Origin of the sequence: Haemophilus sp. 27098_8_127 (genome assembly GCF_041433495.1) — a bacterium.
GTDB lineage: Bacteria > Pseudomonadota > Gammaproteobacteria > Enterobacterales > Pasteurellaceae > Haemophilus_D.
On sequence record NZ_JAPWBP010000007.1, the window covers coordinates 94,716 to 112,022 of the forward strand.

A 17,307-nucleotide genomic window follows, 5' to 3' on the forward strand; every position below is an offset into this window, starting at 1 on the left:
CAATTAATTTCCATAAATAAAAAAGTGCGATCATTTTCTCGAGTATTTTTCACCTGAAAAAATGACCGCACTTTTATAAAATGAAATCTACAGCTTGTTATCTAACATTGCAATATGTCTTGTTGCAGCAATCCAAGCGCCAACATAGCCCATAATCAAGCAACTTACTAATAAGAAGATCAGCTCGCCTACACCTAATCCATTGAGCTCAAAGGTGACCGCAAAGATATCCGTCACATACTTCACGGCTGAAGTAAAGTAACCCACAATAAGACTACTAAATACGGCTGCGACAAATCCACCTAACACTGCATAAATCATACCTGTGTAAAGATAAGGGCGAAGAATAAATTGATCCGTTGCACCTAATAGCTTCATCACATCAATACTTGCACGACTGCTATAAACATCGGAACGAATGCTATTTCCGATAACAAGGAATACGGCTATTGTCATTAACACCGTGCAGAAAATTGCCACGTGTGCGAAAAGCCACGAAAGTGCGGTCAATTTTTCCATCCAATCATTATCTAGTCGAACTTCTTGCACGCCTTTAATTTTATTTAAATTTGCACGTAACTCAGCTCGTTTTTCTGATTCATTAAACGCTTTAGAGGGTTTCACCATCACCACAGCCGGTAATGGGTTGTCATCTAAAATGTCTAACTCTTCACCAAAACCAGACCAACTTTTAAATTCTTTCAAACTGTCTTGGCGAGAAACATAATTTAACGATTCCACACCTTCTTGCTGACGGATTTTTTCCACCACCAAGTTAGCATCTTCTTCACTTAAATTTTTATGTAAATAGATTGTTAGCTCGCTTTCCGGATAAAATTGAGTTGTCGCTAAGTGTAAATTTTTCCATAACAAATAGCTCACCGTTGGAATCGTAAGAGACACGGCAATAACTAAAATTGTTAGCAATGTACCAAATTTACGTTTTACTAAATCGTTCAAAACTGAACGCAAAGTATAAGCAGTTTGCACGCCAAAAGAAGCATCAATACGTCTTGTCATTTTTTATCCTTAATAGCGTAAGTAGCCTTGTTCAAGTACAAGACATGGTTTTGGTTTTTGTTGAATTAAATTGATATCGTGTGTCGCAATTAACACCGTCATGCCTAAACGATTAAACTCTTCAAACAGATTGAAAATCCCTAAAGAAAGTTCACCATCTAAGTTGCCTGTTGGCTCATCGGCTAATAAAAGTTGCGGTTTATGCACAATTGCACGCGCGATATCCACACGTTGTTGCTCCCCACCTGAAATTTGTGGCGGCATATAATTCGCTTTACTACGTAAGCCCACACGATCTAATGCAACCAATGCGCGTGTATGTGCTTCTTTCGGGTTCATGCCAGCAATAATCAATGGCAACGCCACATTTTCTGCTACGCTACGATCCGTTAATAGACGGTAATCTTGGTGAACCATACCGATTTGGCGGCGTAAAAATGGGATTTCATATTTAGACAAACGCGTAATATCATGACCATTAAACCAAATATTACCGGCATTCGCCTTTTCCATTCCCATGATTAATTTAAGCAAGGTACTTTTACCCGCGCCAGAATGCCCAACAAGATAAGTCATACTTCCAACAGGAAGATGAAAATTCAAGCCTTGCAAGGCCGGCTGAGTCGCACCGTGATAAGCTTTAGAGACATTTGAAAATCGAATCACTTTATTATTCCTTTTTATTCTTCATTTTCGTGAACAAACAATGCTTCAATAAATTCTTCTGCATTAAATTCGCGTAAATCTTCAATTTTTTCACCCACACCAATATAACGAATTGGTAAATTAAACTGATCTGCAATGGCGAAAATTACCCCACCTTTTGCTGTTCCGTCTAATTTGGTTAATGTAATACCTGTTAACCCAACCGCCTCATTAAAGAGTTTGGCTTGGCTAATTGCATTCTGCCCTGTACCCGCATCTAAGGTAAGCATGATTTCGTGCGGTGCGGTTTCATCGTATTTTCTCATGACACGAACAATCTTCTTCAATTCATCCATGAGATTATTTTTATTTTGTAAACGTCCTGCTGTATCCGCAATTAAAATATCAATGTTACGTGCTGCGGCAGATTGCATCGCATCAAAAATCACCGACGCAGAATCTGAACCCGTACTTTGTGCCACAACCGGGATATTGTTACGTTCACCCCATACTTGAAGTTGTTCTACTGCAGCAGCACGGAAAGTATCCCCTGCTGCTAACATGACTGATTTACCTTCATTTTGGAATTTGCGAGCCAATTTACCAATTGTGGTTGTTTTACCTACACCGTTTACGCCAACCATCAAAATAACATAAGGCTTTTTAGTCGTATCAATGACCAATGGTTTTGCAACTGGTTTTAGAATTTCTACCATTTCAACTTTAAGTTGTTGGTAAAGCAATTCCGCATCTTGTAACTGTTTACGACTTGCGTGCTCCGTTAAATTCTTAATGATTTTATTGGTTGTTGGCACACCAATATCGGCAATTAAAAGCTGCTCTTCCAACTCTTCAAATAAATCATCGTCAATCTTTTTACCTAAAAAGAACGCTCGGAAACCTGCACCAATATTTTGTTTAGTTTTGAGTAAGCCTTTGACTAAACGACTAAAAAAGCCACCTTCACTTGGTTTTTCTTGTGTTTCAGTATTGATATCTGAACGTAATTCGTCTTTAACATCTTCAACAATTTCAGGCTCAATCTCAGCTTCAACCACAGGAAGATCTTCAATGACATTATCTTGTTCAATAATGCTTTCTGCTGGCTCTACTGTAGGAAGTGCGGTTGAAATTTCTTCTGTTTTTACCGTTTCTTCGTCAATTGTTTCAATCACCGGTGTATCTAAAACAGGTTCAACATTGACCGCACTTTCAGGTGAAATCACTTCTTCGACAATAGGTTCAAGGTGCTCAACAACGACCTCTTCTGCTTTATCTTCTTGCAGTTGTTCAGCTAATTCCTGTAATTCTTCCTGTTCAACTTGTTCTAATTGAACGTTCTCGCTATTGTGAACAATCTCTTTCGTAGGCGAAACATCGGCAGATTCAACAGATGACTCTTCAATAGTTGGCTCAATTTTTTGTTCTTCTTGCTTTTTATTGCGACCAAAAAGAGAGGCCCAAAACCCGCCTTTTTTCTTTTCTTCTGACATAAATTCTTCTCTTAAACACAAATCTTTAAAAAATACTGCCTATTCTAGCAAAAAATCGTCTAAACTAAGCACAATTTTCACTAAAAATCTGTTTCTTTATGAAAAAAATGCAAGTTCAAAATGCCAAAGGCGAAGTTCGAATCATCGCAGGTCTTTGGCGAGGGCGAAAATTACCGGTTTTAAATGCGGAAGGTTTGCGTCCTACAGGTGATCGTGTAAAAGAAACCTTATTCAATTGGTTGATGCCTTATATTGTGGATAGCTATTGTCTTGATTGCTTTGCGGGCAGTGGCTCACTTGGTTTTGAAGCTCTTTCTCGTCAAGCGAAACAGGTGACGTTTTTAGAGTTGGATAAAACCGTGGCAAATCAATTAAAGAAAAATTTGCAAACGCTAAAAACGACGAATGAACAAGCTCAAGTAATCAATCAAAATAGCTTGGAATTTTTAAAACAAGCACAAAATCAACCGCACTTTGATGTGGTTTTTTTGGATCCCCCTTTTCATTTTGGTTTAGCTGAACAAGCAATTACCCTATTAGAGGAAAAGAATTGGCTCTTACCTCATGCATTGATTTATGTAGAAACAGAAAAAGACAAACCGCTTAGTGTGCCTGAAAATTGGCAATTACTGAAAGAAAAAACCACAGGTATGGTGAGTTACCGCCTGTATCAAAAAGATTAGGAAATCATTATGTTAGATATTGTGTTATACGAACCTGAGATTCCGCAAAATACGGGAAATATTATTCGTCTTTGTGCGAACACTGGCTTTCGACTTCATTTAATCGAGCCACTTGGCTTTACATGGGATGATAAAAAATTACGTCGTTCTGGCTTGGATTATCATGAATTTGCTGAAATCAAAAAACATAAAACCTTTGAAGCCTTTTTAGAAAGCGAAAAACCAAAACGTCTTTTTGCCCTCACCACTAAAGGCGGCCCTGCGCATAGCGAAGTGCAATTTGAATTAGGGGATTATTTAATGTTTGGCCCAGAAACCCGTGGTATTCCCATGTCTATTTTGGATAAAATGCCAATGGAACAAAAAATCCGTATCCCAATGACCGCAAATAGCCGCAGTATGAACTTATCTAACTCGGTAGCTGTTGCAGTTTATGAAGCTTGGCGACAACTTGGTTACGAAGGCGCGGTGAATTTAAATCGATAAAAATAGCTGCTTATTTTATACACAAAAATAAGCAGCTTTCTTTTTGCATTTAATTTGTGATCTCGATCACATATTTATAATTTTAAGATTCCCTTTTTACCAAAACAGCAGTATAAATAAATTACATTTAGAGAGGGATCTCGATGTACCCACTTGATCTATCAAGCTCTAGTCTTTCTTGACTCTTCAAGCAAACCTTCCCCGTTGTCCTAAATAAAGAATTGGCAGTCGAATGATTTGCCCTCCATTTGTATCCCTAAAATTTAACAACTATTGCAGCAAAATTAGTTTCATCTCACATCAATAAGGAGGTTGGGTGAATGAAGTTAATTTTGAATTGGTCGAAACAGCAGTGGCTAGGCATGGATGCTTACCAAAAAAGTGCGGTCAATTTTGGCCGCACTTCCTATTTCTATTATTTGCAAATCACTAGCTTTGTGTTGCTATTTTCTAAATAATCCGCAATTTGTTTTGGCACATCGTCAGTGAAAAGATAATCTACATCTTTGAGTTCCCCTAATCGCACAATCGCTTGTCGAGAGAATTTCGAATGGTCGGTCGCTAATAACGTTTGGCGAGAGCTTTCTATAATGGCGCGTTTTACTTGAACTTCGTGGTAATCATAGTCTAATAATGAACCGTCAAGGTCAATTGCACTAATGCCCAGAATTCCAAAATCTAAACGGAATTGCGAAATAAAATTAACCGTTGCCTCACCAATAATTCCACCATCCTTACGTAAGGAGCCACCCGCCATTGTAATATCAAAAGTTTCATTTTGGCGTAATAAATGAGCGGCATTGATATTATTTGTCACAATGCGTAACCGTTCATGGTTTAACAAGGCACTTGCAACAGCTTCAGGCGTGGTACCAATATCAATAAATAAGGATGCACCGTTTGGAATACGTTTTGCCACTTCACGAGCAATGGCACTTTTTTGGGAAGGGAAAAATTGTTTACGTTCAATGTAATCAGAATTTTCTGCGGTAGAAGAAGGAGCGGCACCACCATGATGACGACGAATTAAATCTTGTTCTGCAAGGATATTCAGATCTCGTCTAATAGTCTGTGGGCTGACTTCCAGTTCGATAACCAGCTCTTCTGTGCTGGCATATCCTTTTAGCTTTACAAGCTCAATTATTTTCTGATGGCGTAATGATTGCTTCATATAAATGCCTATAAATTTGAATTAGCTAAACGATTTAGCTCTAATTTTACTCTGCAGAAATCCCCAAACCAATCCTAAGATAAAGCCTGAAATGTGAGCAGCGTTCCCTATATTAATACCAAAAAGCGGACTAATAAAGCCAAATACAAGCCCTACCAGTAACATTGTAAAAAAGCCTTCTGGCAAGTCAAAACTATGCGGGTGCAATTTGTCTACCACCAACACATAACCTAACACGGCATAAACCACACCTGATAGCCCGAAAAAGTCGGGACCGGTAAAATAATTCTGTACAGCACCACTCACTGCAGCAGAGACTAAAACTAATAATAAAAAATGGAGAGAACCAAATCGGCGCTCAATCGCGCCACCAAATAACCAAAACCAAGAAAGGTTAAATAAAATATGCGGTACCGACAAATGAACAATAGCATGAGTGAAATAACGCCATATCTCCTGATCTTCCCAAGAATAAGCAGGATAATGGAACAAATCCATAATCGACTCTTCAAACCCTATACTCTGTAAGAGATAAATCAATACGCAAAGTGCGGTCAAAATGAAGGTAATTTTTTTCTTTCTTAATAGACGTTTCACCAATTTTCTCTCTTGAACGGCATCAGTTTCACTACCAAATAAAGACTGCATTTGCTATATTCCTTTTTCATTTAATTTTGTTCATCATATAAGGTTCATTATGAAAAAACAAACTATGCCGACAGGATTTAGTGGCTTCGCTTGGGGACTTGCGGCATTTTGTTTACCCATTTTACTGTGGCCTATGGCCTCTCTGCTTTCTACTGCTTTTGTGAAAAACCCTACACTGAGCGATTTTCAGATCGATCTTTTCTCGATTATCTTTTGGGTTTATCCCTTTGTTTTAGTCTTAATTGCGCGTTTAGTTTATAAATTACATCAGCATAAACCTAAACTTGCCGTAAAATTATTGCTACTAAGTGCGGTTATTTTTTACGTAGTTTTAATCTCAGTTTGCTACATTGGTTTTAACGCTTAAGAACATAACAAGACGATAAAAACACAAAAGGGAGCTTTCGCTCCCTTTTAAATTATGTTCCTAATAATCAAAAATATAAAAAATTCCTACCTGCAATCAATTATGCAAAGTATTTTTCTAAATCGTCGCTACCGCCGATGTGTTTACCACCAATGAATACTTGTGGCACAGTTGAACGACCAGAAACTGCACGTACACTCACGATTGTTGCATCGTGACCTAATACGATTTCTTCAAAGCTTAAACCTTTATCGCGTAAAAGCTGTTTTGCTTTCGCACAATATGGGCAACCAGGTTTAGTGAAGATTGAGATTGATTCTTGCACTTGGTAATTTGGTGCAATGTATTTCAACATGGTATCTGCATCTGATACTTTAAATGGATCGCCTGGTTCATTTGGTTCAATAAACATTTTTTCCACTACGCCATTTTTCACGAGCATAGAATAACGCCAAGAACGTTTACCAAAACCTAAATCATCTTTTCCAACTAACATGCCCATACCTTCAGTGAAAGTACCGTTACCATCTGGAATGAATTTTACGTTATGTGCTTCTTCAGCTTCTTTCCACGCATTCATCACAAACGTATCATTTACTGATACCACTAAAATATCATCTACACCATGTTGTTTGAAAACGGGTGCAAGTTCGTTATAACGTGGTAAGTGAGATGATGAACAAGTTGGTGTGAACGCACCTGGTAATGAGAAAACAACAACTGTTTTGTTATCAAATAATTCAGATGTAGTCACATCAACCCATTGATCACCTTGACGAGTACGAAATGTAACTTGTGGGACTTTTTTTCCTTCCATATTAGACATAATGTGTCTCCTCTGTTAGTTAAATGAATTTGCCTTAAAAACTTGATAGGCATTATAGAAAGTTTTGTGATATAGTTACAATCAATTAATTCTATCCTTTTAATTGACATATTCTATAAAGTGAGAACCCTATGAATATTCGTGATTTAGAATACTTAGTTGCCCTTTCTGAATTCAAACACTTCCGTCGTGCAGCGGATTCTTGCAATGTTAGCCAACCAACTTTAAGTGGTCAAATCCGCAAACTCGAAGATGAGTTAGGCATTATTTTACTTGAACGTACTAGCCGTAAAGTGCTTTTCACGCAATCAGGTATGTTGCTTGTTGAGCAAGCTCGCACTGTATTACGTGAAGTAAAATTACTTAAAGAAATGGCAAGCAATCAAGGTAAAGAAATGACCGGTCCATTACACATTGGACTCATCCCTACTGTTGGCCCTTATCTACTTCCTTACATTGTACCAACATTAAAAGAAACTTTCCCAGATTTAGAAGTTTTTCTTTACGAAGCTCAAACGCATCAACTATTAGAGCAATTAGAAACAGGTCGCTTAGATTGCGCAATTGTGGCTCGTGTACCCGAAACAGAAGCCTTTATCGAAGTACCCATTTTTGATGAAAAAATGTTACTTGCTGTTTCAGAAGAACATCCATGGGCTTCAGAAAGCAAAATTGCCATGAATACCCTAAAAGGGCAAGAAATGCTCATGTTAGATGATGGGCACTGCTTACGTAATCAAGCACTGGATTATTGTTTTACAGCAGGTGCGAAAGAAGACTCTCACTTCCAAGCGACGAGTCTAGAAACTTTACGCAATATGGTGGCAGCTAATGCAGGTATTACCTTTATGCCAGAACTTGCTGTATTAAATGAAGGCACACGTAAAGGCGTAAAATATATTCCTTGTCATTCACCAGAACCCGCTCGTACTATTGCGCTTGTTTACCGTCCAGGCTCTCCGTTACGTAATCGTTATGAACGAGTTGCAAATGCGATCAGTGAACAAGTTAAATCAATTTTAGCGAATAAAAAATAATTTATCATAAGCTGAGGAAAACCAAATGGCTGGTGTTCGAGCAATTCAAAAAGAAAAAACCCGTCGGGCCTTAATTGACGCCGCATTCAATCAGTTGAGTGCAGAAAAAAGCTTTTCTAATTTAAGCTTACGTGAAGTTGCGCGTGAAGCGGGTATTGCACCAACTTCTTTCTATCGCCACTTTAGCGATATGGATGAGCTCGGATTAGAAATGGTTGATGAAGCAGGTTTAACTCTCCGCCAATTAATGCGCCAAGCGCGTAAACGCATTGATGCCGGCGGCAGTGTCATCCGTGTTTCTGTTGAAACCTTTTTTGAATTTATCACTCACAGCACTAACGTGTTCCGTTTGCTCTTACGTGAAAGTTCGGGGACTTCTCAAGCTTTCCGTACTGCAGCGGCCCGCGAAATCAAACACTTTGTGGATGAATTAGCTGAATACATTGCGAAGAAAAATCACTATTCTCAATATGTCTCTTATGTACAGGCAGAAGGCATGGTAACCATCGTATTCACAGCTGGCTCCAATGCCTTAGATATGACGAAGGCCGAACAAGATTTGCTAAAAGAACGTGTAATCTTACAGCTCCGTATGCTCGCTAAAGGTGGCGACTTCGCCGCTCATAAAGAAAAAATGATGCGAAAATAGACCGCACTTTTCAACTAAAACAAAACACCCGCATCTCTGCGGGTGTTGTTTTATCTAAAATAGGGAATTATTTACCATCCCAAGCTTTAATCGCATCTAAACGTGCTTTCACTTTGCTGCTTGAATCACCTTTGAAGTAATCTTTCGCTAAACCACCTTCAAAACCGCCGTAGTTCGGGTTAGGTAAAACGATAAATGTTTTACCAAATTTCGCTTTGTTTTGTGCCACGAAATCACGACGTTCTGCATTTTGTTTACCGTAGATTTCATCGCCGAAGTCATCTAGGTTATCACCCACATAAACGACGATTTCATAGCCTTGTTTTTCAATTTCTTCAAAACGTGCTGCTTTTGGTGATTTATCTTTTTTCAAGTAAAATGCTGAGTCTTCAACACCATGAAAACCTAAACGTTTCATGTCATCAATCGTACCTGCTTTTTCATTGCTTTCTTTACGATTAGAAACGTAGAACATTTTACCGCCGTGGGTATTTACATAGTTATTGAATTCTACTGCACCTGGTACAACACCTGATTGACGAGCATCTACCCAACGAGTCCAGTCTTTACCATCAAATGGTTTATTGTTTTGAACTTGCCAACCTGCATAAGGGCTGTTATCTAACATGGTTTCATCTAAATCCACCACAACGGCTTTTTTCTTACCTTTTTTCACTTTAGCGTGATCAAATGCCACTTTTGCCGCATTGTATGCTTGGTAAGAAAGGGCTTGGTATTCACCTGATTGTTGAATCCAGTTAAGACCTAATACCGCTTGTTGTTGAAGCTGAGCATCCGCTTCTGCACTTTTATTTTGAGTCGCGCAACCGGTTAAAATAAATGCTGACATCGCTGCAATAGCGGTAAGTTTTAATGTTGTTTTCATTGATTGTTCCTTCTGTTAAAAAGTCATAATGACAGACAAAAGTATAACAAGCCTATTTGGGCAGTGACTATGGGTTTATCAAACTTTATAACTAATTTGTGAGATAGATCACATTTTTCATTTTGAAGCTATCTAACAAACCCAATGAGATCATTTCAAAATCATCTTATTTTTTAACCGCACTTTTTCATCGCATTTCGCTGTATTTCACGGTAAACTATCCCTAGTTTTCAGAAATAATAGGTAATTTATGCGTCTTTTCATTGGAATTTTAGTGGGTATTCTCGTGCTATTTCAGTACGATCTTTGGTTTGGTAAAAACGGCTATTTTGACTACAAAGATGTCGAAGCTCAAATCAAAGAGAATAAAGCTGAAAATGAAAAGCTCTCACAAAGAAATCAAATGATTTCCGCCGAAATTCAAGGACTAACAAAAGGCTTTGAATCTATTGAAGAGCGTGCACGCATGAGCCATGATATGGTCAAACCAAACGAAGTGTTCTATCACATCGTCAAAGAGCATAAATAATGAACCGCGAAATTATTGCCGTCATTCCTGCTGCGGGTGTTGGAAGCCGTATGCAAGCAAACAAACCGAAGCAATATCTGAAAATCCTAGACAAGACGATTCTGGAACATACGCTCTCAGTCATTCTATCCCATCCTGCAATCAATCACGTTATCCTTGCGGTGGGAAAAAATGATCCCTATCTTTCTGAAATTACCTTATTCTCTCATCAAAACATCACCCTCGTTGAAGGTGGTGAAACACGAGCTGAGTCAGTTCTAAATGGACTCAACGCGATCAAAAATGACCATGCTTGGGTGTTGGTGCATGATGCAGCCAGACCTTGTTTAACACATCAAGATTTAGATAAATTGCTCCAAATCGATGATGAGCAAGGTGCTATTTTAGCTATTCCAGCGGTCGATACGATTAAACGCGCGAATAAACAACAAAATATTATTAAAACAGAAGATCGCTCCGAACTTTGGCTTGCACAAACGCCTCAATTTTTCCGTTGCGATTTATTAAGAAATGCACTTAAACAGGGGCTTTCTCAAGGCGCCAATATTACAGATGAAGCCTCTGCGATGGAACTTGCCGGATTTCAACCGCACTTAGTTGCAGGACGAAGTGATAATATTAAAGTGACACGTCCAGAAGATTTAGCTTTAGCCGAATTTTATTTAACAAGGAAAATTCTATGATACGAATTGGACATGGGTTTGATGTTCATGCCTTTGGTGAAGACCGCCCTTTAATTATTGGTGGCGTTGAAGTGCCTTACCACACTGGGTTTATTGCCCATTCTGATGGTGATGTCGCCTTACATGCCTTAACAGATGCTTTATTAGGTGCAGTAGCATTAGGTGATATTGGTAAACTCTTCCCTGATACCGATATGCAATACAAGAATGCAGATAGCCGTGTTTTATTACGAGAAGCATTCCGCCAAGTACAAGCAAAAGGCTATAAGGTCGGTAATGTGGATGTAACCATTATTGCTCAAGCCCCTAAAATGCGTCCTCATATCGATGCAATGCGAGCGAAAATTGCGGAAGATTTACATTGTGATATTGAGCAAGTCAACGTGAAAGCAACCACAACAGAAAAACTTGGCTTTACAGGCCGAAGTGAAGGCATTGCTTGCGAGGCCGTCGCATTATTATTAAAAGCTTAAATTTTAGGTAAAAAAAAAGGTTGGTAAAATACCAACCTTTTTTATTTGAATTAAATTCTTATTGTTTTTTTAATAAATCGCGAATTTCAGTAAGTAATTCTTCTTGTGAAGGACCTTTTACTTCTTCTACTGGTTTTTTCACTTTGTTGATACCTTTGATCATCATGAAGATTGCGAATGCAATGATGATGAAGTCAAATACGTTTTGAATAAATGCACCGTAGTTTAAAGTTACTGCTGGAGTGTCACCTACTGCTTGTGCTAACGTGATTTTTAAATCTTTGAAATCTACGCCACCAGTTAAGATACCTAATACAGGCATTACTACGTCGCCGACAAGTGAACTTACGATTTTACCAAAAGCACCACCGATGATCACACCGACTGCCATGTCTACTACGTTGCCGCGTACTGCGAATTCGCGGAATTCTTTAAGAAAGCTCATAAAATTTCCTTTTGTGTTGGTTTAAAAAATTAAAAGAGTGCGTATTATAGATTTTTAGATTAAAAAGTAAACTGTTATTTAAATAAAAAATGCACTTGGTTGGAATAATTTTTCTATTTCTGACACAGATTTCTTGTCATTAATATAAACAATGACACTATCACCTTCTTCAATGGTCACCTGACGACGTGCAATGATAACCTCATTTTTACGTAAAATTGCCGCAATCATTGCACCAACTGGAAGTTTAATATCGCCAATCTGTCTTCCAACCACATTGGATGTGGTCGAATCTCCATGTACCACAAGTTCAATGGCTTCCGCAGTACCATGACGCAAAGAGGCCACATTTTTGATATCCCCTTTACGCACATGTCCTAATAAAGCTGAGATTGTCGCTTGTTGTGGTGAAACCGCAATATCAATGGTTCCGCCTTGAATCAAATTGATATACGCCATGCGTTGAATAAGCACCATGGCTTTTTTAGCCCCTAGGCGTTTTGCCAGTAACGCCGACATAATATTGGCTTCATCATCCGCACTTAGAGATAAAAAGACATCGACGCTCTCAATATGCTCTTCAAAAAGCAAATTTTGGTCAGAAGCATCCCCATGGAAAACCAGGGTTTTAGAGAGTCTTTCAGCTAAAACTTTCGCTTTTTCTCCATCGCGCTCAATGAGTTTTACTTGATACTTATCTTCTAACTGTTTTGCTACACCTGAGGCAATATTCCCACTGCCAACGATCATGATACGTTTGTAGATTTTCTCAAGGCGTTGCAACTCACTCATCACCGCTTTAATGTGTTCCGTCGCACAAATAAAGGTAATTTCATCGCCTGCCTCAATAATGGTCGAGCCTTGCGGACGAATTAATCTATCATTACGTAAAATCGAAATGATTCGGCAATCAATGTGTGGCATATGCTCTTTAAAAGCAGATAGTGCATAGCCCACTAACGGGCCACCGTAATAGGCTTTTACAACCACAATGCTAATTCGATTATTGGCAAAATGTGCCACTTGCAACGCGCCTGGATAAGCAATTAAACGCGTAATCTCATCCGTAACTAAATTTTCTGGTGAAATCAGATGATCGATAGGCACGTTTTCATTATTAAATAATTTATCTTTCTCGCGCAAATATTCCGCATTACGAATACGTGCAATACGTGTTGGGGTATTGAAAAGGGTATATCCCAACTGGCAAGCAATCATATTGATTTCATCTGATGCTGTTACGGCAATCATCAAATCTGCATCAGCGGCGCCCGCATCACGTAAAACCTTGGGTGAAGAAGGGGAACCTTTAACTACGCGTAAATCATGCTTATCTTGCAAATTCTGCAAATGTTGAGATTCATTATCTACCAGTGTGATGTCGTTATCTTCACTCACTAAATTTGCCGCAAGTGTTGTGCCTACTTGCCCTGCACCTAAGATGATTATTTTCATTCTGTTCTCTCCACAACCAAAGGTCGGATGCCAATTTCAGCTGAATTTAGACCGCACTTTAATGCCTCAATACGGCGACAAATAGTCGATGTGACTTGTTCAGCTTCTGCCATTTTTTCGGCTGTAATCGCTGGATCTTGTTTACTAAATAACAGGCCATCGAGTAAACGCTCCGCATGCATGCCTTCACGACAAAAATGCAACACACCCACATCTTCAAATAAGGTCGCCACTTTTGCCGTTTTAGTGGTTGCAATGCCCAAGGCTCCATCTTCACCGCCGAGCTCTCGGAATAATTGATGTGTTGGAAATCCGCCACACGCTAAGAAAAAAGCTTTATTGAAAACGATATTTCCCCCGCAGGTCATGCGCATATATTGCCATGCCTGATCAAAATTAGGGTGTTCCGCATAACGTTGGGCTAAATTTATCGGTTTTAATGCTAATCTCACGACTGAAGTATCTGGCTGAAAATGAAAGGTTGCCGCAGCTACTTCTAATGCACCAGGTTCATATGCATCATCTGCATCTAAAAACGCGACAAAATCGACCGCACTTTTAGCCGAGAGCATCGCACCCCAATTTCGAGCCATTGCAACACCACTATTTTTCGGCATTTGCTCGATAGAGATTCTGTCAGGATATTGTTCTGCAAGCTGTAAGGCTAATGCAAATGTATTATCTGTCGATGCATCATCAATCAGCCAAAGGTGACCAAGATTATTTTGCTGCAACACAGACTCTACTGCACGAACAAGCGTGTGTTCAGTGTTATAGCAAGGAATGACGACATCAATTAAAGGCAAATTCATTTAAGCCGACCGTTTTCTCAATTTTGCATAATAGAACCCATCACCGCCATTCTCTTGTGGCAGGAATTGGATTCCAATCGTATTTTCCGTTTGTTCAAACGGCAATGGCATTAATTCTGCATCGGGTGTTTCAGCTAAAAAATGCTGTATTTGCTGACTGTTCTCATCAGGAAGCACCGAGCAAGTCGCATAAAGCAAAATACCATTAGGTTTTAATTTTGCCCACAGCGCTTTTAGAATTTGTCCTTGCAAAGCAACCAATTGAGCAATATCCGTTTCTTGACGTAACCATTTAATATCTGGATGACGACGAATCACGCCCGTTGCTGAGCAAGGTGCATCTAATAAAATACGATCAAAGGATGCACCACTTAAACCTATTTCTGAAAGCCACTTTTCAGGCTCGGTCGCATCACCACAAACAACCGTCGCCTGTTGATTCAAACGGGCAAGATTTTCTTCGACGCGTTTTAAGCGATGAGCCTCGACATCAAGCGCAATCACTTTCGCTTGCGGTGCCATCTCTAAAATATGTGTAGTCTTCCCACCTGGCGCCGCGCAAGCATCTAAAATTAATTCATCATTTTGTGGCTCAAGCAACAAAGCAGACCATTGTGCATTGAGATCCTGAACTGTCACCGCACCTTGTGCAAAATTTGGCAACTTTGTGACCGAAAGTGGTTGAGCTAAGCGCAAAGCATGTGGATTATCACATTCAAACGCTGCTATCTCTTGCTCTTCCAACAAAGTGCGGTAAGTTTTCGTGTTATTTTGCTGTTGATTGACCCGCAACCACATTGGTGGCTTTTGGTTATTCGCCTCAATAATTTCACGCCAATTCGGATAAGCTTTTTTGAGTTTATTCACAAACCATTCAGGATGAAGCGTTTGCCAATGTTTATCTACTACAGCAAGAATATCATCTTGTTCCCGTAAGAAGCGACGCAGTACACCATTAACCAAACCACGGAAACTATCCGATTTTAATGATTTTGTGGCGTTCACCACTTCATCCACTGCAGCATGAGCGGGCACGCGCATATAAAGTAACTGGTATAACCCTACTAATAACAAGCAATGTACAATACGGGGCTTGCCCTTCAATGGCTTATCTAATAGTTTTTTTATAATATTTTCTAAACGAGGCAATACGCGACAAATACCAAAGGTGATTTCCTGTAATAAAGGTAAATCCTGTGGTTTTACTTGCGATTGCACTTCTGGAAGTAACGTTGATAAGGACTTACCCTGATCTAAAACCTGTAAAATCACTTGAGCAGCAATAGCGCGTACCGAAAGTGCGGTCGATTTTCCCGTTTTTTTGCGTTGAAATACCATTAGTTTAGAACCTTACCAACCTGGAACCAATCTGCTCGACCATTGAGGAAGTCTTGCACAGACATAGGTTTCTTGCCTGCGGGCTGAAGTTGCAATAAATTTAAAACGCCTTCTTTCGTGGCAATTTGGATACCTTTTTTATCGACACTTAAAATTGTTCCTGCCGGTTTATCCACATGTGGCAATACCGCTGCAGCATAAATTTTTAAGGTTTGTTCATTACCTTGCTCATCAGTTAACTGTAGGAAACTAATCGGCCAAGGATTAAACGCGCGGATATTGCGTTCAAGCTGGACTGCCGATAGCGACCAATCTAATTTAGCCTCTTCTTTGGAAAGTTTCTCTGCATAGTTACTTTGGCTATCATCTTGTTTTTCTGCAATGAATTTCCCTTCTTCCAAATGATCCAAAACATCAATCAATGCAGCTGGCGCAATTTCAGCTAATTTATGGTAAAGCGAGGTTGAGGTTTCTTGTGCATCAATATCACAATACACTTTGTGTAACATATCGCCAGTATCTAAGCCTGCATCCATTTGCATAATCGTCACACCAGTTTGTTGATCCCCTGCCCAAATGGACCGCTGAATAGGTGCAGCGCCACGCCAACGTGGCAACAGAGAACCATGCACATTTAAACAACCTAAACGAGGCATATCCAACACTGCTTGAGGTAAAATCAAACCATAAGCAACAACAACCATTACATCAGCATTTAACGCTTTAAGCTCTGCTTGTGCTTCTTCTTTACGCAAGGATTTTGGTTGATAAACAGGGATTTGATGCTGTTCAGCTAATTGCTTTACAGGACTCGCCTGTAATTTTTTACCGCGACCAGCCGGTTTATCAGGCTGTGTATAAACAGCAATAATATTGTGATGAGAGTTTAAGAGTGCAGCAAGATGTTGTGCTGCGAAGTCCGGCGTACCGGCAAAGATGATATTCAATGATTTCATAATGTTCTACGTTATGGCGTTGATAGGAAAAGTGCGGTCATTTTATACCGCACTTTTGATTATTGTTTTGCAATTTGTTTTTTATATTTCACTAATTTTTCTTTGATACGTTGACGTTTCAACGGTGAAAGATAATCCACAAATAAAATACCGTTTAAATGATCGATTTCATGCTGAATACAGATCGCTAATAAACCATCTGCATCAAGCGTAAATTCTTTTCCATGACGATCTAAGGCTTTTACCGTGATTTTTTCTTTACGGGGCACTAAGGCACGGAATCCAGGAATAGATAAACAACCCTCTTCAATACCTGTTTCACCTTCAGACGCTAAAATTTCTGGATTGATCAACACTAATTGATTTTGTTTGTCGCCTTCAATATCAATCGTAATAATACGCTGCAAGATATCTACCTGCGGTGCTGCAAGACCAATGCCTTCTTCTTGGTACATCGTATCAAACATATCATCTACAATTTTGCGAATGTCATCATTGACTTCTGCAACTGGCTCACAAACAACCTTAAGGTGATCATCTGGATAAATTAATACATTAAGTGCGGTCATATTTTCTCTTGTTTTATTAAAATTACAGCGGTGATTGTATCATAGAATCAACGCTTTGCTAAAATATTGAAAATTCCATAAACAAAAACCCCAAGCCATTCAGCTCGGGGTTCACATTCAGTACCTGGCGGTGTCC

General features: G+C 39.2%; 21 protein-coding genes. 8 read left to right on the forward strand and 13 right to left on the reverse strand.

Features of this window, described 5'->3' with window-relative positions; translation table 11 throughout:
* Nucleotides 1–87: 87 nt before the first annotated feature.
* The 3 genes from ftsX to ftsY are packed head-to-tail and all read right to left on the reverse strand — an operon-like array spanning nucleotide 88 to nucleotide 3,158.
* Nucleotides 88–1,020 carry a permease-like cell division protein FtsX gene (gene ftsX, locus O3746_RS08515; RefSeq protein ID WP_371448613.1) on the reverse strand — a complete coding sequence of 311 codons (933 nt, stop codon included), beginning with the start codon at nucleotides 1,018–1,020 and terminating at the stop codon, nucleotides 88–90.
* Between the two features lie 9 nt (nucleotides 1,021–1,029).
* On the reverse strand, nucleotides 1,030–1,686 hold the full coding sequence (ftsE, locus tag O3746_RS08520; protein WP_005695082.1) for a cell division ATP-binding protein FtsE: 657 nt from the start codon (nucleotides 1,684–1,686) through the stop codon (nucleotides 1,030–1,032).
* A gap of 14 nt (nucleotides 1,687–1,700) precedes the next feature.
* The gene (gene ftsY / locus O3746_RS08525) at nucleotides 1,701–3,158 is read right to left on the reverse strand and encodes a signal recognition particle-docking protein FtsY (RefSeq protein ID WP_371448615.1); all 1,458 of its coding nucleotides are present in this window, start codon (nucleotides 3,156–3,158) and stop codon (nucleotides 1,701–1,703) included.
* A gap of 98 nt (nucleotides 3,159–3,256) precedes the next feature.
* Between ftsY and rsmD the strand changes: the two genes are divergently transcribed.
* On the forward strand, nucleotides 3,257–3,841 hold the full coding sequence (rsmD, locus tag O3746_RS08530; protein ID WP_371448617.1) for a 16S rRNA (guanine(966)-N(2))-methyltransferase RsmD: 585 nt from the start codon (nucleotides 3,257–3,259) through the stop codon (nucleotides 3,839–3,841).
* 9 nt (nucleotides 3,842–3,850) lie between these two features.
* On the forward strand, nucleotides 3,851–4,327 hold the full coding sequence (gene trmL / locus O3746_RS08535) for a tRNA (uridine(34)/cytosine(34)/5-carboxymethylaminomethyluridine(34)-2'-O)-methyltransferase TrmL (protein ID WP_005695079.1): 477 nt from the start codon (nucleotides 3,851–3,853) through the stop codon (nucleotides 4,325–4,327).
* A 415-nt stretch (nucleotides 4,328–4,742) separates the two neighbouring features.
* Here the strand turns inward: trmL and O3746_RS08540 are convergent, their stop codons facing one another.
* Both O3746_RS08540 and O3746_RS08545 read right to left on the reverse strand, forming a co-directional pair.
* Nucleotides 4,743–5,498: a DeoR/GlpR family transcriptional regulator gene (locus tag O3746_RS08540; protein WP_049373094.1), complete on the reverse strand. Its 756-nt coding sequence runs from the start codon at nucleotides 5,496–5,498 to the stop codon at nucleotides 4,743–4,745.
* 21 nt (nucleotides 5,499–5,519) lie between these two features.
* Nucleotides 5,520–6,146: a rhomboid family intramembrane serine protease gene (locus O3746_RS08545; RefSeq protein WP_371448621.1), complete on the reverse strand. Its 627-nt coding sequence runs from the start codon at nucleotides 6,144–6,146 to the stop codon at nucleotides 5,520–5,522.
* Between the two features lie 49 nt (nucleotides 6,147–6,195).
* Between O3746_RS08545 and O3746_RS08550 the strand changes: the two genes are divergently transcribed.
* Nucleotides 6,196–6,513: a DUF5389 domain-containing protein gene (locus O3746_RS08550; RefSeq protein WP_371448623.1), complete on the forward strand. Its 318-nt coding sequence runs from the start codon at nucleotides 6,196–6,198 to the stop codon at nucleotides 6,511–6,513.
* Nucleotides 6,514–6,613: 100 nt separating this feature from the next.
* Here the strand turns inward: O3746_RS08550 and pgdx are convergent, their stop codons facing one another.
* Nucleotides 6,614–7,339, reverse strand: coding sequence for a hybrid peroxiredoxin PGdx (pgdx, locus tag O3746_RS08555; RefSeq protein ID WP_049364685.1), 726 nt, complete (start codon nucleotides 7,337–7,339; stop codon nucleotides 6,614–6,616).
* A 131-nt stretch (nucleotides 7,340–7,470) separates the two neighbouring features.
* On the opposite strand from pgdx, the gene oxyR reads away from it, so the two are divergent.
* Together oxyR and fabR are read left to right on the forward strand one after the other, a co-directional pair.
* Entirely contained in the window at nucleotides 7,471–8,376 is a 906-nt protein-coding gene (gene oxyR / locus O3746_RS08560; RefSeq protein WP_049364684.1) for a DNA-binding transcriptional regulator OxyR, read from the forward strand.
* Nucleotides 8,377–8,401: 25 nt separating this feature from the next.
* Nucleotides 8,402–9,025: an HTH-type transcriptional repressor FabR gene (fabR, locus tag O3746_RS08565; RefSeq protein ID WP_014064558.1), complete on the forward strand. Its 624-nt coding sequence runs from the start codon at nucleotides 8,402–8,404 to the stop codon at nucleotides 9,023–9,025.
* Nucleotides 9,026–9,092: 67 nt separating this feature from the next.
* On the opposite strand, the gene O3746_RS08570 is transcribed toward fabR, so the two are convergent.
* Nucleotides 9,093–9,911, reverse strand: coding sequence for a 5'-nucleotidase, lipoprotein e(P4) family (locus O3746_RS08570; RefSeq protein WP_371448627.1), 819 nt, complete (start codon nucleotides 9,909–9,911; stop codon nucleotides 9,093–9,095).
* Nucleotides 9,912–10,161: 250 nt separating this feature from the next.
* On the opposite strand from O3746_RS08570, the gene ftsB reads away from it, so the two are divergent.
* Genes ftsB through ispF form a run of 3 tightly spaced genes read left to right on the forward strand, consistent with a single transcriptional unit; the run spans nucleotide 10,162 to nucleotide 11,596 of the window.
* Nucleotides 10,162–10,440, forward strand: a complete 279-nt coding sequence (gene ftsB / locus O3746_RS08575) for a cell division protein FtsB (RefSeq protein ID WP_014064556.1) — start codon at nucleotides 10,162–10,164, stop codon at nucleotides 10,438–10,440.
* The gene (ispD, locus tag O3746_RS08580; protein WP_371448629.1) at nucleotides 10,440–11,123 is read left to right on the forward strand and encodes a 2-C-methyl-D-erythritol 4-phosphate cytidylyltransferase; all 684 of its coding nucleotides are present in this window, start codon (nucleotides 10,440–10,442) and stop codon (nucleotides 11,121–11,123) included. The genes ftsB and ispD overlap by 1 nt, the downstream gene beginning before the upstream one ends.
* Entirely contained in the window at nucleotides 11,120–11,596 is a 477-nt protein-coding gene (gene ispF / locus O3746_RS08585; protein WP_049369923.1) for a 2-C-methyl-D-erythritol 2,4-cyclodiphosphate synthase, read from the forward strand. Before ispD ends, ispF begins: the two co-directional genes overlap by 4 nt.
* 58 nt (nucleotides 11,597–11,654) lie before the next feature.
* On the opposite strand, the gene mscL is transcribed toward ispF, so the two are convergent.
* The 6 genes from mscL to def form a co-directional block, all read right to left on the reverse strand.
* Nucleotides 11,655–12,041, reverse strand: a complete 387-nt coding sequence (gene mscL / locus O3746_RS08590) for a large-conductance mechanosensitive channel protein MscL (RefSeq protein ID WP_371448632.1) — start codon at nucleotides 12,039–12,041, stop codon at nucleotides 11,655–11,657.
* 78 nt (nucleotides 12,042–12,119) lie between these two features.
* Nucleotides 12,120–13,496 (reverse strand): Trk system potassium transporter TrkA, encoded by a 1,377-nt coding sequence (trkA, locus tag O3746_RS08595; protein WP_371448634.1) that lies wholly within the window; start codon nucleotides 13,494–13,496, stop codon nucleotides 12,120–12,122.
* Nucleotides 13,493–14,308 (reverse strand): glycosyltransferase family A protein, encoded by an 816-nt coding sequence (locus tag O3746_RS08600; RefSeq protein ID WP_197560799.1) that lies wholly within the window; start codon nucleotides 14,306–14,308, stop codon nucleotides 13,493–13,495. Before O3746_RS08600 ends, trkA begins: the two co-directional genes overlap by 4 nt.
* Complete coding sequence (rsmB, locus tag O3746_RS08605) at nucleotides 14,309–15,646, reverse strand: 16S rRNA (cytosine(967)-C(5))-methyltransferase RsmB (RefSeq protein WP_371448637.1); 1,338 nt, start codon at nucleotides 15,644–15,646, stop codon at nucleotides 14,309–14,311. It lies immediately after the preceding gene.
* On the reverse strand, nucleotides 15,646–16,602 hold the full coding sequence (gene fmt, locus O3746_RS08610) for a methionyl-tRNA formyltransferase (protein WP_371448639.1): 957 nt from the start codon (nucleotides 16,600–16,602) through the stop codon (nucleotides 15,646–15,648). The genes rsmB and fmt overlap by 1 nt, the downstream gene beginning before the upstream one ends.
* 59 nt (nucleotides 16,603–16,661) lie before the next feature.
* The gene (gene def / locus O3746_RS08615) at nucleotides 16,662–17,171 is read right to left on the reverse strand and encodes a peptide deformylase (RefSeq protein ID WP_049357210.1); all 510 of its coding nucleotides are present in this window, start codon (nucleotides 17,169–17,171) and stop codon (nucleotides 16,662–16,664) included.
* Nucleotides 17,172–17,307: the final 136 nt, after the last annotated feature.